The sequence below is a fragment of the Acetobacter orleanensis genome (genome assembly GCF_001581005.1).
Classification (GTDB): domain Bacteria; phylum Pseudomonadota; class Alphaproteobacteria; order Acetobacterales; family Acetobacteraceae; genus Acetobacter; species Acetobacter orleanensis.
Genome location: NZ_LHZV01000061.1, coordinates 103,348 through 126,144 on the forward strand (window position 1 = coordinate 103,348; position 22,797 = coordinate 126,144).

Below are 22,797 nucleotides of genomic sequence, written 5' to 3' on the forward strand. Positions count from 1 at the left end.
GCATCGCCGCAGGTCACCGACCATTGGCGCTTCCTCTTATGGTCTTGCCGGGGCAAAGGCAAGAGAAGAGACATAAAATTGACAGGTTTTTAAACTTCCGGTGCCCCGAGAGTGCCGCTTTTCAGGGCGCGCCGGAATGCTTCCAGCGTGGCATCGCTCACAAAATGCTCCATGCCTTCCGCATCCAGCCGCGCAGTGACGGCATCCACCCCGAGAGCCAGCAAAAACTCTTCCACCACCTGATGCCGCGCCCGAACGGTTTCCGCCAAAGTGATGCCGGCCTCGGTGAGAAACACGCCGCGATAGGGTTTGCGGGTGACAAACCCTTCGGCTTCCAGCCGCACCAGCATTTTAGCAACTGTTGGTTGTGAGACACCAAGCCGGTCGGCAATATCAACCTGTCGGGCTTCCTGCCCTTCTGTCAGCAGATCATCAATCAGTTCGACATAGTCTTCAATCAGAACATTGCGTCGTGCCTCGCGCGCATGCCGGAAGCCCTCACTCTGGCTTTCAACATCAGGCATGACTGGCTGGCGTTCTTTCAACTGGTGGCCTCCGCGTAACAGCATGTGGGGCAGCTATAGCGAATTCACCTCCGCAGCAAAAGCATCTCGCCGCCCAATCTGATATAGCAATCCTTAAAAACGCAGAGACTTTACCTTATAGCCTATTGCATATTTGAACGATCCCTTTGTAATCTCTGAAATCGTTTTTTGAGAAAGCCGTTCTTCCCATGCCCGCACCTTCGGCCTCACCGCGCAACGCCAATCGGACGTCTATTTTTTCCGCACAGGAAAGCAGGCTCAGTCTGCCCGAGGCCCACGCGTCCATTGCTGTGCCGGAAGGGGCCTCAAAGTTCCGGCGTTTTCTGGCATTTGTTGGGCCGGGTTACATGGTATCCGTAGGGTATATGGACCCGGGCAACTGGGCGACGGATTTGGCTGGCGGCGCGCAGTTTGGCTTTACGCTGCTCTCTGTCATTATGTTGTCCAACCTCATGGCCATTCTGCTGCAATCTCTGGCGGCGCGACTGGGCATTGCCACCGGATATGATCTCGCTCAAGCCTGCCGCGCCTATTTTCCGCGCAGCATAAATATCGTGCTCTGGCTGGCCTGCGAGATCGCTATTATTGCGTGTGACCTTGCGGAAGTCATTGGCACCGCCATAGCCCTCCAGTTGCTGTTTGGCATACCTTTGTTGCTCGGAGCCTGCCTTTCTGCGTTGGATGCCATTTTGCTTCTGCTCCTGATGCGTCTGGGGTTCCGATGGCTGGAAGCCTTTGTTATGGCGCTGCTTGGCCTAATTGCCGTATGTTTTGCGTTCCAGATTGCGGCAGCATCCCCGCCCCTCGCCGCGATTATGAAAGGGTTTCTCCCTTCCCCGATTATCCTGACCAACCCGCAGATGCTCTATATCGCCATCGGCATTGTTGGCGCGACGGTCATGCCGCACAATCTTTACCTGCATTCCGCCCTTGTGCAGACACGCACTTATGAGCGCACCTCAGCCGGTAGGCGGGAAGCCATCCGCTGGTCCACGCTCGATAGCACCATTGCCCTGATGCTCGCTCTGTTTGTAAATGCGGGTATCCTGATTGTTGCTGCCGCCGCCTTCCACACTACGGGGCATCAGGATGTTGCTGAAATCCAGCAGGCTTACACGCTGATTTCTCCCCTCCTAGGGCTTGGAATTGCCTCCACCCTATTTGCGGTCGCCCTGCTTGCCGCAGGTACGAACTCGACCGTAACCGGCACACTGGCCGGGCAGATTATTATGGAAGGCTTCTTGCGCCTCCGTATGGCCCCATGGGCACGACGGTTGTTGACCCGTGGACTGGCGATCCTGCCGGTCATTCTGGTCACACTGCTCTGGGGAGAAAAGGGAACAGGTGACCTTCTGGTTTTCAGTCAGATTGTGCTGTCTATGCAGCTTCCGTTTGCGGTCATCCCGCTCGTCTGGTTTGTCTCCGACCGCCAGAAGATGGGGGAATTTGCGCTTTCCCGCCCAGTCTCGCTGCTGTCATGGGCCGTGGTGGGCCTTATTCTCATTCTGAACTTCAAACTGCTTTACGACACGGTGTGCGGGTAGCCCCCTTACGTTATCCGCCCTATCTGATTTTTGCCTGAGAAAGAGACGCACAAAGTGTTTCAGTTTAATCATAAATATAGCAAATGCTATGATAAAATGCCTCGCGTTTCTTATGATGCTAAAGGCAAACTTTGCCCGGTTTTATCGCGGGCCGTAAAGTCAGTTCCCTGTGCGGCGCTCGCCCTGTGGTGCGCCGAACCCGCGACACAGAGTTATGCGGAAGAAACGCGCACGGTCATTCATGTCGGGCACACCAGAGCTCCAAAAAACAGACAGGAAACGTCTGCATCGCACGGCTCACCCACCAAAACTGAACAGCACAAAGCAGCTCAAGGAGATCGCCCGCAGCAGCAGGTGGCTGCGACCTCTGGCAAAGGAGAGGCTGTTACAGTCCATGCAGCGTTTAATTCCGCTCGCGCCCGCATTGCTCCTAATCTGGGGGCTGTCGCCTATCGCATGGGGCAGGCACAGATCAACACAACGCCGGGTGGGGAGAACGCCAGCTTTAATCAGGTTCTACTCCGTATGCCCGGTGTCGTGATGGATTCATTTGGGGAGGAGCATGTCCGCGGCGAGCATGGCGGCCTGACCTACCGGATTAACGGTGTCCTGTTGCCGGAAGGTTTGAACGGATTTGGTCAGGAACTAGATACGCGTATTATTGAGTCCGTTACCCTGATGACGGGCACTCTGCCCGCCCAGTTCGGCTTTCGGACAGCAGGCATTGTCGATGTGACCGCCAAATCAGGTAAGTCTCTAAATAACAGGGAAATTTCTCTGTACGGCGGCAGCTATAATACTTTCAACCCCTCTTTTCAGGTGGGTGGGACAAAGGGACAGTGGGAATATTTTATCTCTGGAGCCTTCAACCGGAACGCTATCGGCATAGAGAACCCTACCCCCGCCTTTCGGGCCACCCATGATGTGACAGAGCAGGGAAAGGCGTTTGGCTATGCCTCCTATCGTTTTGATGACACAAGCCGCCTTAGCCTGCTGACCAGTGTTTCAAACGCCAATTTTGAAATTCCCAATGCGGCAGGACTGCCCAAACTCTATGATATCCACGGAGTAGGCGATGTTCAGTCACAGTACCTGAATGACCGCCAGAACGAACAGAATTATTATGTCGTGCTGTCTTATCAGAAAACCGGAGCAAAGCTGAATTATCAGATATCCCCGTATTTCCGGTATGGTGCCATCAATTATAGCCCCGACCCGGTGCGGGATATGGTCTTTCAGGGGGTAGCGGAGAAGGAAATTAATAACTTCACCACAGGCGGCCTTCAGCTTGATGCCTCGTATGACGCCGTCAAGACGCACACCATTCGCTTTGGGGTAATGGGCCAGTACACGTCCGAAGGTTTATGGACACGCACCGACGTGCTGCCTGTTGACGCGGCCGGTGCCCAGACTTCCATCCACCCGGTTACCATTAACGATAACACTGGAAACTGGGCAGTTGAGGCCGGAGCCTATCTTCAGGACGAATGGAAAGTGCTAAAGGGCGTAACGCTGAATTATGGCGTACGGTATGATCGGTTTGAGTCGTCCTTTGATCATGAGGGACAGGCCAGTCCGCGCGCCAATCTGGTGTGGGAGATCAACCCCACGACAACTGTTCATTTTGGATATTCGCGCTATTTTGCACCGCCAACAGCACAATATGTTGGTCAGGCCACACTGCTGAAATTTGCCAATTCCACCAATGCTCCTGACAATTTTAACGCCACCCCGACCAGAGTTGAACGGTCAAATTATTTCGATATCGGCCTGTCCCATCGCTTCCCGCAGGGGCTTTCCATCACGGTGGATGGATTTTACAAACAGGCCAAAAATCTGGGAGATCTCGGACAATTCGGGCGTGCGGTTATTCTAACCCCCTTCAGTTACCGGACCGGCAAGGTTTATGGCGCGGAATTTGGCGGAAATTACCATTATAAGGGATTAACTGTTTTCGGGAATTTTTCCTTCGTCAACACAGCCGCCAAAGATGTGAATTCCGCACAGTATCAGTTCCCGACTGATGAACTGAACTATATCAAAAATCATGCAATTAAGCTGGACCATGAAGGCGAGTTTACATCCAGTGCCGGTATTTCTTATGGCTGGGCAGGAAATAAAGCCTATGTGGACTATCTGTATGGCTATGGTCTGCGCTCAGGTTTTGCCAATACGGGAAAGCAGCCTAGCTATCATGTTATCAATATTGGGTATGAGCACATATTCCGCAACGTTCATCCGCTCAAAGGCCTCAAACTGCGGGGGGATGTGACAAACCTTTTTGATGAACGCTACCAACTCCGGAATGGCAGTGGCCTAGGCGTCTTCATGTCGCAATACGGTCAGCGACGCGCCGGATATCTGACCACCGTGCTTCAGTTCTGATCAATCAGCCTAGCAGACTTCATGGCACCAGTTTCGTACTGTCCTCCCCCCTTCGGGGGACGCCATTTCGCCCGATTGTCAATCTGGATTTATTCATGCGGCTCTGGCTACTCTGCATGACCTACATGGAAAATAATAATAGCGTCTCGAACGGAAGGGCTTTTCATCCGTTTTGATCTTCCCAGCCATCATGCTGCGTTGATCACACAGGAGAACAGCACCATGCCGGAGATCATGACTGCGCAAGCTCTACAAACAGAAGATACCGCACTTCGGGACATGAGTATCCTGATTGTGGAAGATCAGTTTCTGATCGCGATGGATGTTGAGCAAGCTCTGGCGGAACATGGCCTTACACAGGTGCGCACTGTTTCTTCTGTGCGTGAAGCCATGCAAGCAATCCGTAGCAAACGGCCTGACCTTGCCTTGCTTGACTTCAACCTTGGTGAGGAAACCTCCGCTGATATTGCGCAGGCATTGCATGAGGCCAATATTCCGTTCCTGTTTGCCACAGGCCACGCACGCCGTTCCATGATCCCCACGGAGTTTCAGGACGTCCCCGTTGTAAGAAAACCCTATGCACCTGCCACCCTCATTCGAGAGATGGAAAAATTGATCGGCTGACCGCGCCTATCAGGAACATAGATCCCACGGTACAGGAACACGCCCGATCCGCTGTGTCGAAACGTGATACACATCGCGCACCAACGGCTCCGCCAACACCTGTTCCGGCTCACCGTGAGCACGGACCGCACCGTTCTGCATCAGCACAAGCTTGTCACAAAAACGGGCTGCAAGTGCCAGATCATGCAGCACAATCACCACGGTCTTGCCATCCATCCGGGCGGCCTGTCGGAATAGAGACATCACCATGAGCGCATGGGCCGGGTCCAGCGCCGCCACGGGCTCATCCGCCAGCAAAATCGGAGCATCCACACACAGCATCCGGCAGAGCGCCAGCCGCGCGAGTTCCCCGCCGGACAGGCGATGCGCGGGACGATCCGCACTCTCCGAGAGCCCTGTTTTTTGGAGTGCCTCAGTCACTTTAGGATGAGTGTAAGCAACACCGCCACTCTCTCCATGCGCCAGCCTGCCTAGAGCCGCCACATGGCGCACCGTCATGGGCGGTGGCCGCACAACCTCCTGCGGCATGAACGCAATCTGACGTGCCCGCCAGTGCGCGGGCGCTGCGAACAGATTTTGATCGCCAAGCCGAAGCTCCCCTGCATCCGGCATTTTCAAACCGGCCAGAAGGCGTAAGAGAGTGCTTTTTCCAGCACCATTCGGGCCGATCAGCCCGAGCACAGTACCCTTCTGAACAGATAAGCTAACGGACCGCAGGATATGCTGACCGCTGAGAGACAAAGAAACATCCGATGCGTGTAGAGAAGTCATGCGCCGTCTTTCCGCAGTTTCAGCACACGATGAAAAAAGACAGGAGAGCCGACCAGAGCCGTTAGGACACCAAGCTGAAGTTCCGGCCCGGACGCTGTCATGCGCACGATATTATCCGCTACCAGCAGCAAAGCCGCCCCTCCCCAGAAGGATGGCCAGAGCAGGCGTGAAGGCTGATAGCCGGTCAGGCCACGCAGGAGATGCGGCACCACCAGCCCGACAAAGCCAATCGCGCCGGAAACCGCCACGCAGGACCCAACAGCCAGAGCCGTTCCCAGCACCACGCGCATCTGCACACCGCGCCAGCCTGTCAGCATAAACCCCATGCTGGCCGCAACTTCTTCCCCCAGTGTCAGGGCATCCAGCGCGCGCCCTGTTGTCAGCATCAGAATGATGCCTAAAACAGCACCGGGCAGACAGATGGCAACATCTGTAAAGGCTCTGTCCGTCAGTGACCCCATGAGCCAGTGCATGATTTCAAAAGAGGCATAAGGACTTGGGACCAGATTTAAGGTCAGTGCGGTCAGGGCTGCCGTAAATCCGCTGAGCGCTGCCCCAGCCAGCAGGAGTACCAGCACTCCGCCATCCCCGACCAACAGCATCAACAATGCAACCGCCGCAAAAGCCCCGATCAACCCGCCAAGAGGAAGGGCCGCCAGAGAAAGCTGCATCAATCCGGTATAAAACACACACACGGCACCAAGTGCTGCACCGCCAGACACGCCCAAAATCCCGGGGTCAGCCAATGGGTTGCGCATATAGCCCTGCAAGGTTGCGCCAGAAAGACCGAGCACACCGCCAACCACAATCCCCAGCAATGCGCGCGGCAGACGCAACTGCTCCAGAATAATGGCACCTGCGGTATGACGCCCTGCAAGACTATCCTGAACAGCCTGCAGTCCGGCAATAGAACTTTCCCCATGCCAGAGAGACGCCACAAAGAGCGCCACGACACAGGCCGCCAGCCATAAGGAGAGGCCATGGCCCGGTTGGTGCTTGGTCATCGAAAACTATCCAGTGCCGCACGGCTGGTTTTAAGGCGAGCAATGACATCCAGCGTTTGCGGCAGGCCGCACAACCATAATCTGGCGGGAATGTCCGTTTTATGGGTTTCAGGAAAAGCATTCTGCAAAACAGGATTATCCAGCATGGATTGCGCGATGGAGTAGCCTTTTCCGGAACGGTCCAGAATAAGCAGATCAGGCGGGTGCGCTATCAGGTTTTCCAATGGAAGCCGGGCCATATGTCCTGCGCTCTTTCGCGCGGCATAGTTCTGGAAACCCGCATGACGCAGCACATCATCCGGCAGGCTGCCCGGCTGCGTCACAAAACCATTGGCGGCGTAGATGGCCGCAATGGGGCCATGTGGGTCTGAGAAACTGATAGCTTTCAAACGCGCGCGAAAATCCGCCACAAGCTGTCTGCCACGCTCAGGCTCTCCAATGGCATCGGCAACGGTCATAATTTGTGCGGGAATGTCATCAAGCTTATCTGCTGGACGGAGAGTGACGACAGGCAGTCCTAATGTTCTGGCCACCTGCATGGCAACGCGGGCCGTATAAGTGCCACCCAGCACAAGATCGGGCCTATGGGCTACCACAGATTCGGCAGAAACACGTAACGTAGGGACCGTGCGGGCCTGCATGCAGAGCACGGAATTCTGGCAGTCACGCACCATAGGGCTTAAGCCTACGATGTTTTCTGGCCTTGCCAGCATGAGCACAAGCTCATCGGTGCAGAGATTAAGGGAGACAATCCGGTTTCTCGGCGCGGCCAGAGCCGCATGTGGTCCATAGTTAAGCAACAAGGCCAGTAGAAAACACCATGCCTTCAGCATGTCGCACGCTCAAAAAAGATAGGAAACCCGAGAGACATAACGGCCTTTAATCTCGTGACACACTCACTCTGTCACCAGACCGTATCCCTACAGGTCAGCAGGATGCACGCGGAGTGCCCCTGCCCTGCAAACATACCTCTCAGATCACCCCGTCTGACAGTATCCAGTCACGCTTTGCGGATGGCAGGTTTCCTGGCTTGCGGATCATCATGCCTGCGTCTGTCTTCCCAGCTTACCAGCCAGTGACCCGCCCTTTTCAGGGCGCCCAACGCAGGCACTCACCGCTTACAGTTGCGGGGGCAGCCCGTGCTTTGAACACAAGGTTCGCACACGGTTCCCTTTTCAGTCTTCCCGTAGAAAGACCCCATCACACTTGCTTCACAGACCTCTAATCGCGTCCAGTGTCAAGAACGCGGTGCGAATGGCTCATGCAACGCACGACGTCGGACACAGCGTGGCAGAAGTTTTTGCAGCATGCTCAGGGTTGCAGGTTCAGAAAGTCCGGTTTCATTGGAAAACTGAGTTAGCTCTTCCGGTGTAAAAAACTGCTTGATTTCAGCTTCCGTTGCGGGAGGAGCGTCGTCCTGCGCCTGCCAGTTACGAATAACCTGAATCATACCAGCAGCCGTTGCGCGCTGTTCCAGCTTACTGGGTGCGTCCGGCTGCGGGACGGGCCCAAGCAGATCATTCAGAACGGAGAGCATGCCAGAAACATCCTGACTAGCTAACGTCATGAAGTCTCCAACCTGAGTAGCAGCTGATGTGAACTGTTCAGTAATTTTCATGGGAACCACCTTGCCTCGGGGATTAGCAGAGCATCCATTACGTTCTTTGCCCCTGCCTTCCCAGATCGTTCTGCTTAACCAGATCAACTCTCTTCGCAGATAAAGACGGATGAGGGTCCTTGCAGGGGCTACTTATACAACGCCAGAAAGCCCACTACGGTGTCGCGTTACATGAGCTTTCACCAAAATGTGTTCCAAACCGGGAATAGAGCCGTGCTATTTCGCTCATACTCCCAGCAGAGCGCGCCAGAGAGATACCACATGATCCCGGCTGAAAAACGCCATGCGGTCTTTCCCGTTGGTGGAAAAAGCCTGCCGCTTTTCCGGGTCTGCCATCAGGCTTAAAACTCCTTCCGCCAGACCGACAATATCATCCTGCGGCACAAGAACACCGGTCTCGCCCGGCACAATAATCTCAGCCGGACCAGTTTCACAATCAAACGCCACAATCGGCACACCAAACGCAGCCGCTTCCAGCAGGACCATGGGCAGGCCTTCAAAACGGGAGGAGGACGCCATCAACCCGGCCTGACCAAACAGAGCAGCCACATCTTTCTGTGCCGGTTGGATGCTGACGCGTTCAAGAGAGGCCGCCTGTTCTGCCAGCATGGCTTTTTGCGGGCCGTCACCCACAATCGTCAGGTGCCAGCCCGCAGATCGCGGGTCTTTTTCGACAAGCCTCCATGCCTGTAAAAGACGATCAAACCCCTTTTGCGCGCTGAGCCGCCCCAGCGCCAGCACCGTGCGGGCCGCAGTCTCATAGGGTTCCTGAGACACGGGAGGCGCCATATTGGGAATACAGTGCACCCGAGCACTGGGGCGTGCTTTCTGTTGCCAGATGCTCTGGTCCCGATGTGTCAACGTGACAATATCATCGGCCCATTTCGCGGCGACAGCCCGCCCCCAACGGCGTTTCCTTTTTCCCAGATCGACGTTGTAGTTAAAATGTTCCCACACAATGCAGCGCACCCCGGCCAGTCTGGCCGCAGCCACCGCGTATAGAGCGTGTGTTGATTCCACAACAACCAGCGCCTCAAGCCGTCTTGCTTTTATCAGGCGATAAAGGCCGCCAATCAGTCTGGGTGCTGACCATAAAAGAGAAACATGCTGCGCGGATAAAATCTCCCGCTCAATACGCTCATCCAGAAAATAGGCAGGGGGGCCTTCGGAAACGACTTCTACCAGCGTGAGATCCGCGTAAGCCGCAAGCCCGTTCATGACAGCACAACAGGTGCGCTCGGTGCCACCCATCAACCCTATTGTGTGAATCACAAACCCTATGCGCATTTCAGCGTCCTCTGAATTCAATGCATCCATACGCATTTTAAAATATTCTAATTCTGCCGTGCTTTTTCAAGTAAATCTGACATCAGAAAAAGATAGGCCTGTCCTCCGGCATCAATAAAAAACGGTCTGACAGCATTAGCCAGCCTTTGGCTATCTGGGGCAGGTGTTCCCAACACACCACACATTGCACGCGCAAGAGCTGAACAATCGCCAACCGGCACAACATGCACAGCCTCGGAACAACTTACAAAATCGCGGGCGGCCGGGGTGCAGGCCGTTGTAATAACCTGCCGACCAGCGGCAAGGGCTTCCAGAATAACCGCGCCATATCCCTCCCGACGAGAAGACAGCACAAACAGGCGCGCATCATCCAAATAAGGCCGGATATCCGTCACATATCCTGTCAGCCGAACTTTATCCTGCACACCGTTACGAGCCGCAAGATCAAGCAAAGCCTGATAGTCAGGCCCAGCCCCACAAATAGTAAGCGTTGCTGCGGGATATTTTTTTGCAACAGCAGCAAAGGCTGAAATGAGGAGGTCAAACCCCTTGGCGTGTGTCAGTCTGCCTGCGGCCAAGATATTCAAGCATGCCTTTTTTGGCATTTTCGGTGTAGGCAGAGTTGAGCAGAGTGCTGGCAAAGGAATAACCTCTGCCACCGCACGCCGGAACAGACTGTTAGCCTCCGCTGCCGTTGTGCAATCAAGAGCAATAAGTTTGTCTGATTTGCGCAGCAGGAAGCGCATACGCGCGTTAAATATTTTCTGAGCCCATGCGGAACGGCCGGGCTTATAAATTGGTGAGCTGATCTGTGTCAGAATAACCGGACGTATTCTCGCAGGAAGCTTGCCGAGTTGGTAGGCGACAGGCCAGTGATAATTCCCCGGCACAAAACAGGCGTTCACTGGGTTTTGCTGAAAATAATGAGCGGCCAGTCTAGCTAGATGCCGCATGGAAGATGCGGAACGACAAACAGGGTCTGGCGCAATCACCAGCCTGACTGTCGGCTCCAGCAAATTCCGCATTTCACCCTCACCTGCCCCGGCAAAAATAACAACCGGATGGCCTTGGTGAGCCCAGTAGTTGGCAAGGCGAATGGCAATACGTTCGGACCCACCAAATACGAAATCATGGATAACAATACCAATCGAAAAGGTATTTTTGTTTATAAGCATTTTTTTCGTAAAATTTTTCTGGTTTCCCGTATGAGTTCAATGGACAGTCCATGAGCAGACAGTTCTGTCCGTTTGACATCAAACAGCGTCACAGGTCCAACAGCGGCAAGCGTATGCATGCCTTCTGTGTACGGTGTAAACTCGTTGGAAATTCCGATTTTGGCTCCTGCATGCGTTACAACCCGATCCGGCGTCAGCACTTCAAACCATAAAGGCCTGACAGCCCCCCCATAAGTCCATGAACAATCCTGCACAGGCAGCATAACCTGCCCATTGATAAGCTGTGGGGTGCCTCCGGGCCGGGTGCTCGCAGAGTCCAGACGCACCGGGTTATTGGGGTGGCGTGTCCAAGGGCCGCTTAACCCCGGAGCAAACGCCAGATGCAACTCGCCCACGGGTTTAGGCGGCTTGCAGGCCGGTGTATAAAAAAGCCACCATAAACCCTCGTGAAAGAACGGGGTCGCATCGACGGCAATATCTGGCCCGAGATCAGGAACATATGCAGCTTCCCATACATCGGGGAAGGACACTGCACGATACAGGGTCAATTTGCCTGAGTGATAGGCTTCCGGCAGCATCCAGATTTCGCCTTCAGCTTCAAACACATAAGGGTATGACAGGTGCCACGGCTCGGAAAGCGCGATACGACGCTCTAAAAATTTGAAAAACTTATCATACAGTAGAACTTCTATAATACCGTGCCGAGTACGGTAGTCATAGGTCTCAACAAAAACGTAAAGAACGTCATTTTTCCAGAACCCAAAGGGGTCTGCCAGAAACTGGAAAGACTTCATACCGGGAAGCCATGTGACAGTCTCCGCCTTTACATGCCCCTCTTCAATAATGGCATCCAAAGGCTTATCAGCAATCCCAACACGCCATATATCTTTACGTAGGCCCAATTAAAAACCTTTTACATTGAAGGGGCTGAAAGGATTTTTTCTCGAACAATTTATAATGGCAGCCTGTCTTTTTATCAAGATCAGCGTTGAAAAGAGCACGCTCCCTATGTGGGAGAGGTATCCTCAAGCATGTCTCTCAGAGACTTGAAACGCGTAAACAGAATATGCCCGTTCGTTGGTAAGGCAACTGATCAAAAGCCTCTGTCTTTGTTCAAGCATCTAATTTTTCGTTGCGGACCTTATCAAGGGCCTCGTAGCGCCATTGTCGGTATCACGCGTTCACATGGCTTTTTGCGAGATCATTCAGGAACGTCTGCGGGTCAGCAATATCCCTGACGTTTGCGGTCAGGATCGGAATTTCAATCATTGAATCGCCCCTGCTTGCCTTACTGAGGCCGCGAAGTTCAAACGTGCCGTCCCAAGAGAGGCGAGCCAGATAGCGCCCCGGCAGAACGCCTGCGTCCGGAACGTCTTGCCTGTCTGTTTCAACTGCGTCGCTGGCCTCTGACGAGACAGGCGGCCGCAACAGAATAATTTTGTCTGATCCTACAGCCGAAAGTTGTGCCTCCAGCCAGTTCCAGTCGGTTTCGGCCAGAAACTCATGCTCACGAAACTCTGCGTCAATGAAGGGCACATCAAAGGTATAACGGATTTCCACTCTATCCGCGCGCCGGTGTTCCACGAGATAACGCGCAAGATCAGGCAGTTCGGACAGGTTAGAGCGATAAGCCATGATGATATAGTGCAGTGCAACGGGCGACTGTGCCGCATTAAATGCGGCCAGCAATTGATCCCAGTTCTCCATGAAAATCGGAAAACGTGCACCTTTTCGCATCCGCTCATAAACCGCAGAATCAAGAGATTCGAGAGAGATGTTAATATGTTTGATCCCGCTCAGCGCAAGCGCCTGAAAATACGTTTCTGGCATACGGCGGGCCAAGTTTGAGGTGAAGAACACCTTACGCCGCATTTCAGGCGGCACAGCGTCGAGAAACGCCATAAAATCGGGATGAAGCGTGGGTTCGTGCAGGCAGGAAAACCAGAACTCGCCATTGCGAGTGTACGGCATAAAGCGCAAGGCGGCTTCTAGAGTTTCGCGCGTCATGACATTGGTCTTGCGCACGTCTTTATAATCATAGAGGCAGAAGGGGCAGCGCAGATTGCAGTTATTCACGATGTCCATCGCCACATGCAGCAATGGCTCCCACGCCGTAAGTGCTGGGGAAAACCCAATCTCTGCGCCAGTCTGCGCAACACGTAGGTGCAACCTGCCCCGCTCATCCTGCGTGATATCCCGCTTCAGGCGGAACCAGAAACCATAAGTCCGGCTGTTGTCCCCTACCCCAGCTATGCCATGGTGAAACTGGTCTGCCAGACCGTTTCCAAGGCATTCCCCTGTGTCGGGCAGAAACGCTTCCACAGGCAAACGTGCCACCGGGTTATCTGCATCCGTTACCCAACCATGCACATGACGTAGACCGATCTCGTCAACAAACCCTATCAGCGGCCCATGCGTGATTTTTTGCGCGGGAGTGGCTAAAAAAAAGCTTCGTGCTGTGCGGAACAGCGCCTTAATTGGGTTGGGCAAGTGTTATTCCAATCGTTCGATCAGTCTTTTCTCATAACACATAGCGCTATAAGCACAAATCAGGCAGGAAAATGCCATTTATGCGATATCATCACGCAGGCAATATCTGCATATGAGTTCTGTATCATCCAGCTATCTACTCTGATCATTTTTTGATTTTTTAACGAGCATAGGCCACATAACTCATTGGGAACTGTGCGACATTTCTGACGAGCAGATGAGGGGCTTTCTGTCCTGTCTCGAAAAGCCTTTGTCAATAACATAACCGCATACAACAGCCTGATAGCGCAAGCAGAACGAATGCTATCATACAAGCCACGTCTTACAGCGTAATTTTTCCGCTTCGAGAAATGAAGACATATACGTCAGCACCTCCGACCAAAGGAGGCATCCTAGAACGTGTCTTGCAGATGGTAGGTTGAGGCGAATAATGGCCAAGCCTCAGATGCATTCACGAAAAATATCTGAGGCATGACCACGAGACCAGCACTTCTGGTGTTTCTATATCAGAACGAGTAACTTTGTTCCTCATCATCACTCGCTCCAATGCAAACCCCGACAGTTAACAGGCCTTAGTTATAAACGAGCTCAAAATAGATGCTACGGCCGTAATTCTCTTTTGCTTCAAGACGATTAAGGTGCTTGCCATAGTAAACCCGTGTGTGAGAGCCCGCGAGATTATACACTTCATATTTAATGCGAAGATCATCCGTAATATCGTGCCAAGCGCCGAGGGATAGGTCTGGCTGTGAGCCATAACCGTCTATCTGTGTCGGATCATCATTCAGATCTTCAAGGTATTTGGCCGAATAGTCGAATGATGCCTTAATAGCCCCGCGTATTTGGGGAATATGCCACGTCACACTTCCGTTGAAAACATATTTGGGCTGTTCAATAAGTTGATGAAGTTTGTAGGAAACGCCAGATCCTTCATAAGTCATGCGGCCACGCATCCATGTGCCGCTGGCATTGATATCAAAAGACTGGTTCCACGGCCCCTTAATGTTACGGTCAACAAACGAGACCTCAACTCCCATAAGTGTGGAGGAGTTGGCGTTACGAGGTTGCGTGACGTATGTCAGTTCATTATCAATTAACTCAGTTGAACGCGTTTTATAAATATCATGCTTAATAATCTTGTTAAAATACGCAACGCTGACAACCCCTTGACCTCGGTTAAAAAATTTATCGAGTGAGGCGTCAAAGTTTTGTGCTTGGCGAGGACGCAAATTTGGGTTGCCACGTGAAAGTGAGCAATTAATATCACCGGGCTGTATATCCGAACTATTCCCACAACTATACTGAGCAGCCTGAGCGAGATCAGTCGGTTGTGGACGACCTACAGATTGGCTGTAAACAGCATGAAGCCGCAAATTATTGGGAAACTCATGTACGAATGTCAAAGATGGCAGTGGGTTGATATAACCACCGCGATTTTTGGTAATATTTCCAGTTGCGTTGGATGAGCTATCAGTTTCTGGAACAAACGAATTAAAATTCACAGAATCTGCTCTTACACCTGCAATAAGTTCTGAGTGATCCCATTTATAATGAAGAGAAACATAGCCATCAAAAAGCTGTTCTTTGTATCGGAAATAAGCCAGTTCCGTGTATTGACGAGATTTCTTCGCATCAAGTGTTTGTTTGTCCCAAGGAAAATTGGGCAAATCAAAAAATGGTCCGTTAGGGTTCCTCATGTGTGGGATAAACATGCTTGATGATGCATCTCCACCCGGCTCGTACCAAAGCTGATTAGAGGAGTTTGTCGCATCAAGACTGCGCCACTCAAATCCGCTCGCAAACCCAAAACCATGTGAATTGGCATTAAGGTTACGTGTGTAATCCAGCCGCACGTTTACAATGCCTTCATGATCACGATCATATTCTTGCTGAACAGTCTGGTATGTATAGCCGCTATGTAGAAGTTTATTCATATCACTAATTTTTACGAGATTAGCGACATTATTTTTGTCTATTGTATAATCTGCCAAAACGGCACTATCAGGACTTTCGTTTGGATAAACGCGCGCAGCGACATAAGGTTCATGGTCGAAATAATCCTCCCAAGTATAACCTGCGCGCAATTTCAGAGTAGAAATATTATCGTGCCAGCCAAGATTACCTAAAACACCATTAGTATTCATTTTCCAGTTATCTTTACGACCAATAGTACGAGCGCGGTAAATATACTCACGCCCACTTGTTGGTGTTTGGTCTATTACTGCTGGGGTAATGCTATGGGTTTTCCCATGTAGTTTATAACCCGGCGCTTCATCAAGCAGATATTCATTATGCTCCATGAAGGAGTTTTCCCACCGTTGGTAGGCATATCCCATAACCGAAGCCGTCAAACCACTATCTTTAGGATGCCACTCCAGACGTGTTGCACCCCCTAAAGTGCTAAGAGCATTGGAATAACTACCGCCATCAACGTAACGGGGGGCAGTCATTCCATTCCAGCCCGGGGCCCCCGGAGCATTAGGAGACACAACTTTCCCATTTTTATCAAAATAGTTGTAGCTGTCTTCCTGCCATTTCTTGGTCGTGTTACGTGTACGCTGCTGGTAGCGGAATGACGTAACAATGCCAAATTCTTTATTTTTACCGAACCTATCAGAGAAAACCGCCTTAGCACCCTGTCCGAAATGCGGCGACATGCCTTTTATACCATTGGCGCCAGCAGACCCTTTTTCAGTACCGTAAATGCCGTAAGCATTAATGTATTTATACAACCCTTTATGGTCAAAGGCGCTGCGAGAGTTCATCTCAATAACGGCGCCGATGGCTCCACCATCTTGCTCGGCGGTGAAGGTTTTATAAATACTGTCTTCACCAGTCATTTCGGCGGGAATATTTTGTAAGTTTACGCGGCGCCTAATGCTGCCGCCATCGCTGATGCTGGCCAGAGTTATACCGTCAAGCGTAGTTTGGTTAAGGTCAGAGGAAACACCGCGTACGCTGATATAACGTGGCTCGTCACCGTTACGAATGCCTGTAACACCCGGCAACTGGGTCAGCAATTGCGCAATAGAGGTCGCGCCACCAAGGTTGGAAAGGTCGTTGTAGGTTATGCTGTCTACAACACCAGCAAAATTGCGCTTGGTACGGAGTTCGTGCCTGTGCCCTTGCACAGTCAAGTTATCAGGACTTTGTGCCTCAGCCGCCTTAGATTTCTTGCCTGATTTTGTGCTTAATATGATGACATTTGGGTTCGTTGCATCAATCTTAAACGCATTTTTTCCAATAAGCTTATGCAATGCTTGGAAATTATCCATTTTGCCATACAGCGGAGAAGAGCGCAGATTATCAGCGACTTTACCATTGAAAGCAACATGCAACCCGGTCTGCCGACTAAACGCCGTTAAGGCAGACGTCAGCTTTTGCGCGGGAATTGCAAAAACGCTTTGTGTATCTTGAGCAGCAGAAAGAGTTGGGACAAAGCACGCCACAGATGATGATAGAGCGAGTAACCGAGACCGACTTAGGAAAGACATTTTTGCAACCTTGAGTGAAACAGACGCATCTGCCCTCCATGAGTCCTACCCTCACCTATTTCCGCCGCTTTTTTTTGTGACAGTTCTGAGACAGTGCTTATTTCAAAAAATTCATGTGTGTGGCTTATCAAATACACGTAGCAAAAATGATTTTTATGATTTGAGTGGCAGAATTAGCACTTGGACGCTCAGCACGACAATTATGTTTGGTCACGTGACGATTAAGCAAGAACGGGCCGTTCAGACATAGTTATCGAATAATAGGTCGGCTAGAGATATGGGACGTAGCCACCGCTCTCATCGTTACAGTGCGCGCGTCGCGGTTAAGCGTGGGGCCAAGCTTGAGGCCTCAGGTGCCAGAATAATCCCTATCACATAGACCCAACCTGCTGAGAGTCTGTAATGAGAAGGTACACGTCTAGTGTGTGCCTATATGGCGATGGGAGATCAGAGCCGCTTAAAAGAAATCGGCCGTGGGGGCTGCATTATACTTCAGAAATGACCCGGATGCTCACATCTCCACCATGCCGCATGTTTCACTTTGGGCTGTGATAGCCCGTCAAAAATTATTATTTTTTGCGCAGGGAAATTATCAAGAAACATATAACAAGCCGTTTTGAGCCTACAAAAGGTTCAGACGGGACTAAATAATCTGTTGCTTTATCACACAATAAAGACAACTATAATTTTTTGTATGATTGAGATTAAAATTCTGGCTGGGAGACCTGGATTCGAACCAGGGCTGACCGGGTCAGAGCCGGTAGTTCTACCGCTAAACTATCTCCCAGCAAGGAGAACATAGGAGGCTTGAAAAGCGGCCTCCGCTGCGGTGACGACTTCCTAGCACTGTGAATTGGGCCGTGCAAGCACCTAAACGAAAAGAAATGTCAGTTTGTCACATAATTGTCTTGCTCCTTTGGCCGCCCTCCCCAAAAATAGTCTTAATCATGAGTCAACCTCTTACCAAGGACCGGACAGATGGATCACATTCCCCCCTGGGCCGGCCGCCCGGACAGACCAGCTTATCCTTCTCTCTACCCACGCACGTTTGAAGATGAGCTGTTTGCCGCGCTCGACCTAGGAACAAACAACTGCCGCCTGATGGTTGCCGCGCAGACTGTTGGTGGCTTTCGCGTTATTGATAGTTACAGCCGTATGGTGCGGCTGGGTGAAGGCCTGCACCATACAGGCCGCTTGGGCGAGCCTGCCATGGAACGCACACTAGACGCCTTGCGCGCCTGTGCGGATCGGGTCGGGCGCAGGCCCATTAAAAACATTCGGGCGGTTGCCACGGAAGCCTGCCGCAGGGCGGACAACGGGTCAGACTTCATCAACCGTGTACGCTCGGAAACAGGCTTTAATATCAATATTATATCCGCGCGAGAGGAAGCCTCTCTTGCTGTGGAAAGCTGCGCCAATCTGGTGCACAACCCACGCTTTGGGCCAGTGCGTAACCGGGCGCTGCTGTTTGATATTGGCGGTGGCTCGACTGAAATCGCATGGGTGCGGGTTGATGCACCGCGACAGACGCATGAGTTGATTGGCTATCTAAGCCTGCCTGTCGGGGTCATCACCCTTTCAGAACAGTTTGGCAGCACCACGCAGGATGATCCTGCGCGTTACAAACAGATGGTTGCCTATACAAAATCCGCCTTACAGGACTTTGAAAGCGTGCACCGCATTGGGCCGGAAATCCGCCGCCAGCAAACGCGCTTTATCGGCACCAGCGGCACTGTCACGACACTGGCCAGCCTTGTGCTCAACCTGCCCCGCTATGTCCGGGCAGCGGTGGATGGTTCTCAGATTCCCTCCAGTAGCGCACGTAAAGCTGTGCGGACATTGCAGGATATGGGCCAGACAGGCATAGAACAGCATCCGTGCATTGGGCCGGATCGTGCTCCGTTCGTGTTACCGGGATGCGCTATTTTTGAGGCTATCCACGAAACATGGCCGGTTGAAGATATCATCGTGGCAGACCGCGGGCTGCGTGATGGCATGGTTCTGAGGATGATCCGCAAGGCCAGCCAGACATCCAGACGGCTATACAAAACTCCCACCCTCAACGGCCCCATCCCTTTTCTGCACCCTATCTAAGCAACAGGTTCATGAGCGATAAAAAATCCGGACCACCCCGGAAGCCCACTTCTCTTCGTGTTCCCGGGCGTGCCCGCACAAGCAGCGCCACCCCGGGTTCCAGTCATTCTTTGGATGATTCTTCCGCCGCGCGTACCATGCGCACCAAATCCGTCAGCCTGCGCACGGCGCGCGGACGCACAACCGCGCAGCAGCGCTGGTTAGCCCGCCAGTTGAATGACCCTTATGTGCAGGCTGCACATAAGCAGGGCTGGCGCTCCCGTGCCGCCTTTAAGCTGATTGAACTGGATGACCGCTTTCATCTCATCCAGCCGGGCATGCGTGTTGTGGATCTGGGAGCCGCACCGGGTGGCTGGACTCAGGTTATCGTCAAGCGCGGTGCGAGTCGCGTAGTCGGGCTTGATCTTCTGCCGGTTGACCCGGTTGCCGGGGCCGATGTCATTGAAGGCGACTTTACAGACCCGGAGATGCCAGAAAAGCTGATCAGCCTGCTCGATGGCAAAGCGGATCTGGTGCTGTCAGACATGGCCCCCAACACGACCGGCCACGCTCCAACTGACCATATGCGGATTATTGGGCTTGCCGAAGAAGCCCTGCATTTTGCGTTTGAGATTTTGGCGGAAGGCGGAGGTTTTGTCGCAAAGGTGTTTCAGGGTGGTTCGGAAAAGGCCATGCTGGAGACCATGAAGCAGGCCTTCACGTTAGTACGGCATGCAAAGCCCCCGGCCAGCCGAAAAGATTCAAGCGAGCTTTACGTAGTGGCAACAGGCTTCCGTCCTGATCGCCTCAAACAAGCTCAGGATGCTGACTGAGCTTGTCTGACTGGAAATAACGGGCCTGATGACAGACCTGTTATTTCCCCCATAGCCAAGCCGCACCACGCACGCCTGAACTATCTCCATGCATGTTTTTCAATAGTTCCGTGCGACATTCTGGCGTGATGGCATATTTCTTCATCACATCCGGCACGCGGGCATAAATGGTCTTCAGGTTGGACACACCGCCACCCAACACAATGGCATCCGGGTCCACCATATTAATCACCAGAGCGCAGGCGCGGCCTAGGCGGTCAATGTAGGTATCCAGCGCATGAATGGCGGCGGCATCCCCCGCAGCAGCGGCTTCTTCAATACCGTCGGCGCAACGCTGACCGTCGCCTTTCCATGAGGCCGCCAAAGCCGGACCGCACAGGAAGCGTTCCACACAGCCTTTGTTTCCGCAGAAGCACGCAGGCATGGGGAACTCTTCCTCGCGCACCCACGGAAGCGGGATATGCCCCCACTCCCCTGCAATATGATGCAGGCCGGTAATAGGCTCCCCATTGATGACGAAGCCGCCACCCACGCCGGAGCCGAGAATAACCCCGAAGACCATCCGCCGCCCGGCAGCAGCGCCATCCACCGCTTCAGAAAGCGCGAAGCAGTTGGCGTCATTCTCGACTTTTACGGCGCAACCAAGAATCTCTTCAAGATCCTTGCCGAACGTCTGGCCATTCAGCCATGTGGCGTTTGCATTTTTAACCCGCATCGTACGGGAATCAATCGCACCGGGAATCCCGACACCAACCGTAACATTGGGGGCCGTCCGTGCACGTCCTTCTTCCACAAGGTCCCGCAGGGTCACGAGCAGCTCATCATAAGTGCCGGGGTTTGCAACACGATGCCGCAGGAGAATTTCCCCTTTGGAATCAAGGGCTGCTATTTCGACCTTGGTACCACCAACATCGATTCCTAGGCGATAATCTGACATACAGCGACCTTACGTCTTTTCTGGGCAAATTGTTCTTGTGCCATGCGGCATGGGATAAAAAGGTGAATTATGCAATCACACATATCCCACTCTTTAGACAAGGCTCTGTGTCATGAATGAGGTTGTTCTTGATGCGCGGGGGCTCGGCTGCCCGCTCCCTGTGCTGAAAGCCAACCGGCTTCTGCGCGGCATGCAGCCGGGACAAAAACTCCGTGTGCTGGCAACGGACCGGGCATCCATTATCGATTTTCAGGTCTTCTGCCGGGAAACAGGCCACGCACTGGTTGCCTTTGCGGATGAAAACGGCTCCCTGTCCTTCACCATCCGGCGGCGTGCGGATATGCCCTCATCGTGAAGGCGGTATGTTTTATTAGCCATTCTCTTCCGGCAAGACTTGGCAGACCAACGCTTCTCGGGGTAATGCCTGCCCCTCATGACGGATAGGAAGACCTGCGCCATGCCGGATAACATCAAGTCTCTGTCGTTTGAAGACGCACTCTCCGAACTGGAGAAAATCGTGCGTGGCCTTGAAGGCGGCCAACTCAAGCTGGAAGAGGCGATTGCATCCTATGAGCGCGGGGCAGCCTTACGCCAGCATTGTGAAACCAAGCTGAGCGAGGCCGAGGCCCGCGTTCAGGCGATCGTGCAGCGGTCTGACGGATCGTTGACCATGAAACCTATGGATTGAGACGTCGATGACTGACCCGACAACCATCGCCCCTTCCCAGACGCTTCCGTCAGCCAACGGGCCCCTGCTCAAGCAGGCAATGGCAGCCCATGCCAAAGTGGTCGAAACAACCATCGATGCACTTCTGCCACCCACCACCGGGGGGGATGCCCGCCTGATTGAGGCCATGCGCTACGCCACGCTGGGCGGCGGCAAGCGCCTGCGCGGTTATCTGGCGATGGCGACCGCAGGTCTGTTTGGGGTGCCGGACAGCCAGTCCGCCCGCGTCGCAGCCTCCGTTGAGATGCTTCATGCCTATTCTCTGGTGCATGATGATCTGCCTGCGATGGATGATGACGATTTGCGCCGTGGTCAGCCCTCAACTCACCGCAAGTTTGATGAAGCCACGGCCATTCTGGCCGGTGACGCTCTTCAGACCAAAGCCTTTGAAATTCTGGCGGACTCTGACACGCATGAGAGCGCCACCGTACGCATCGCGCTGATTACCGCTTTTGCTCAGGCGTCTGGCGCTGCGGGCATGGTGGGCGGTCAGATGATTGATATGGAAGGCGAAGGCCGCGCCCTACCGCTGGAAGAAGTGCGCCACCTGCATGCCCTGAAAACTGGCTGCCTGATTCGCTATTCGGCTGAAGCTGGAGCCATTCTTGGTCAGGCCAAACCGGACCTTCAGCAGCGCCTGCGCTCCTATGGGGCCAATATCGGTGCCGCGTTCCAAATTGCCGATGACGTACTGGACGCCACGGCCACGGCGGAAGAATTGGGCAAGACGGCAGGCAAAGACGAAGCCTCCGGTAAATCCACCTATGTTGCCCTTCTGGGTATTGAAGGCGCACGCGCCGAAGCAGAACGTATGGCTAAAAGCGCCATTGAAGATCTTGCTCCGTTTGGAGAACAGGCCGACCGCCTGCGAGATCTTGCCTATTACGTGATTGAACGCAGGAACTAAGAAGAATGTCGGACAAGACCCAGATCCCCACCCTTGGCCGTTTTCCTGCTCTGGACCGGGTGACCTACCCGTCTGACATGCGGAACCTCTCGGTTGAGCAGCTCAAGCAAATTGCCGATGAACTGCGGGCCGAAACCATTGATGCCGTGTCCACCACCGGCGGCCATCTTGGTGCCTCGCTGGGCGTTGTGGAACTGACCGTGGCCCTGCATGCGGTGTTCGACACCCCTGCTGACAAGGTCATCTGGGACGTGGGCCATCAGGCCTATCCGCACAAGATCCTCACCGGACGCCGCGACCGCATTCGCACCCTGCGCCAGCCGGGCGGCCTATCCGGCTTCACCCGTCGCTCCGAGAGTCAGTATGACCCCTTCGGGGCCGCG

Annotated in this window: 20 protein-coding genes, 1 tRNA gene and 1 riboswitch; of the genes, 9 read left to right on the forward strand and 12 right to left on the reverse strand. The window is 53.2% G+C overall.

What is annotated here, in order from left to right; all coding sequences use genetic code 11:
• Positions 1-89 precede the first annotated feature (89 nt).
• Positions 90-569 (reverse strand): manganese-binding transcriptional regulator MntR, encoded by a 480-nt coding sequence (gene mntR / locus AD949_RS07760; RefSeq protein ID WP_048836151.1) that lies wholly within the window; start codon positions 567-569, stop codon positions 90-92.
• A gap of 164 nt (positions 570-733) precedes the next feature.
• Between mntR and AD949_RS07765 the strand changes: the two genes are divergently transcribed.
• From AD949_RS07765 to AD949_RS07775, 3 genes are all read left to right on the forward strand, one after another.
• A complete protein-coding gene (locus AD949_RS07765) occupies positions 734-2,089 on the forward strand; it encodes an Nramp family divalent metal transporter (RefSeq protein WP_048836152.1) in 1,356 nt (451 codons plus the stop codon).
• Positions 2,090-2,185: 96 nt separating this feature from the next.
• Positions 2,186-4,474, forward strand: a complete 2,289-nt coding sequence (locus AD949_RS07770) for a TonB-dependent receptor (protein ID WP_156475923.1) — start codon at positions 2,186-2,188, stop codon at positions 4,472-4,474.
• Positions 4,475-4,696: 222 nt separating this feature from the next.
• Positions 4,697-5,098, forward strand: a complete 402-nt coding sequence (locus tag AD949_RS07775) for a response regulator (RefSeq protein ID WP_048836153.1) — start codon at positions 4,697-4,699, stop codon at positions 5,096-5,098.
• A 9-nt stretch (positions 5,099-5,107) separates the two neighbouring features.
• On the opposite strand, the gene AD949_RS07780 is transcribed toward AD949_RS07775, so the two are convergent.
• The 10 genes from AD949_RS07780 to AD949_RS07825 form a co-directional block, all read right to left on the reverse strand.
• Complete coding sequence (locus tag AD949_RS07780; RefSeq protein ID WP_048836154.1) at positions 5,108-5,869, reverse strand: ABC transporter ATP-binding protein; 762 nt, start codon at positions 5,867-5,869, stop codon at positions 5,108-5,110.
• On the reverse strand, positions 5,866-6,873 hold the full coding sequence (locus AD949_RS07785; protein ID WP_048836155.1) for a FecCD family ABC transporter permease: 1,008 nt from the start codon (positions 6,871-6,873) through the stop codon (positions 5,866-5,868). The genes AD949_RS07780 and AD949_RS07785 overlap by 4 nt, the downstream gene beginning before the upstream one ends.
• Positions 6,870-7,706: an ABC transporter substrate-binding protein gene (locus AD949_RS07790; protein ID WP_061504649.1), complete on the reverse strand. Its 837-nt coding sequence runs from the start codon at positions 7,704-7,706 to the stop codon at positions 6,870-6,872. Before AD949_RS07790 ends, AD949_RS07785 begins: the two co-directional genes overlap by 4 nt.
• 165 nt (positions 7,707-7,871) lie before the next feature.
• A riboswitch (cobalamin riboswitch) is annotated at positions 7,872-8,090 on the reverse strand.
• Between the two features lie 20 nt (positions 8,091-8,110).
• Positions 8,111-8,491, reverse strand: a complete 381-nt coding sequence (locus AD949_RS07795; RefSeq protein WP_048836156.1) for a hypothetical protein — start codon at positions 8,489-8,491, stop codon at positions 8,111-8,113.
• Positions 8,492-8,716: 225 nt separating this feature from the next.
• Positions 8,717-9,778: a glycosyltransferase family 4 protein gene (locus tag AD949_RS07800; protein WP_048836197.1), complete on the reverse strand. Its 1,062-nt coding sequence runs from the start codon at positions 9,776-9,778 to the stop codon at positions 8,717-8,719.
• A 47-nt stretch (positions 9,779-9,825) separates the two neighbouring features.
• Complete coding sequence (locus tag AD949_RS07805; RefSeq protein WP_048836157.1) at positions 9,826-10,953, reverse strand: glycosyltransferase; 1,128 nt, start codon at positions 10,951-10,953, stop codon at positions 9,826-9,828.
• Positions 10,944-11,855, reverse strand: a complete 912-nt coding sequence (locus tag AD949_RS07810) for a glucosamine inositolphosphorylceramide transferase family protein (RefSeq protein WP_048836158.1) — start codon at positions 11,853-11,855, stop codon at positions 10,944-10,946. The genes AD949_RS07805 and AD949_RS07810 overlap by 10 nt, the downstream gene beginning before the upstream one ends.
• A gap of 271 nt (positions 11,856-12,126) precedes the next feature.
• Positions 12,127-13,443, reverse strand: a complete 1,317-nt coding sequence (locus AD949_RS07815) for a radical SAM protein (RefSeq protein WP_048836159.1) — start codon at positions 13,441-13,443, stop codon at positions 12,127-12,129.
• A gap of 572 nt (positions 13,444-14,015) precedes the next feature.
• Positions 14,016-16,937 (reverse strand): TonB-dependent receptor, encoded by a 2,922-nt coding sequence (locus AD949_RS07820; RefSeq protein WP_082064753.1) that lies wholly within the window; start codon positions 16,935-16,937, stop codon positions 14,016-14,018.
• A gap of 713 nt (positions 16,938-17,650) precedes the next feature.
• Positions 17,651-17,724, reverse strand: a tRNA-Gln gene (locus AD949_RS07825).
• Between the two features lie 191 nt (positions 17,725-17,915).
• On the opposite strand from AD949_RS07825, the gene AD949_RS07830 reads away from it, so the two are divergent.
• Positions 17,916-19,031 carry a Ppx/GppA phosphatase family protein gene (locus AD949_RS07830; protein WP_082064754.1) on the forward strand — a complete coding sequence of 372 codons (1,116 nt, stop codon included), beginning with the start codon at positions 17,916-17,918 and terminating at the stop codon, positions 19,029-19,031.
• A gap of 11 nt (positions 19,032-19,042) precedes the next feature.
• Complete coding sequence (locus AD949_RS07835) at positions 19,043-19,843, forward strand: RlmE family RNA methyltransferase (RefSeq protein ID WP_048836161.1); 801 nt, start codon at positions 19,043-19,045, stop codon at positions 19,841-19,843.
• 40 nt (positions 19,844-19,883) lie between these two features.
• Here the strand turns inward: AD949_RS07835 and AD949_RS07840 are convergent, their stop codons facing one another.
• A complete protein-coding gene (locus AD949_RS07840) occupies positions 19,884-20,780 on the reverse strand; it encodes an ROK family protein (protein WP_048836162.1) in 897 nt (298 codons plus the stop codon).
• A gap of 112 nt (positions 20,781-20,892) precedes the next feature.
• Here AD949_RS07840 and AD949_RS07845 point away from each other — a divergent pair, with 112 nt between their 5' ends.
• The 4 genes from AD949_RS07845 to AD949_RS07860 form a co-directional block, all read left to right on the forward strand.
• Positions 20,893-21,135, forward strand: coding sequence for a sulfurtransferase TusA family protein (locus AD949_RS07845; protein ID WP_048836163.1), 243 nt, complete (start codon positions 20,893-20,895; stop codon positions 21,133-21,135).
• Positions 21,136-21,213: 78 nt separating this feature from the next.
• A complete protein-coding gene (locus AD949_RS07850) occupies positions 21,214-21,468 on the forward strand; it encodes an exodeoxyribonuclease VII small subunit (protein WP_096430213.1) in 255 nt (84 codons plus the stop codon).
• 7 nt (positions 21,469-21,475) lie between these two features.
• On the forward strand, positions 21,476-22,414 hold the full coding sequence (locus AD949_RS07855; protein ID WP_048836165.1) for a polyprenyl synthetase family protein: 939 nt from the start codon (positions 21,476-21,478) through the stop codon (positions 22,412-22,414).
• Between the two features lie 5 nt (positions 22,415-22,419).
• A partial coding sequence (locus tag AD949_RS07860) for a 1-deoxy-D-xylulose-5-phosphate synthase N-terminal domain-containing protein (RefSeq protein ID WP_282955671.1) occupies positions 22,420-22,797 on the forward strand: 378 nt, incomplete at its 3' end.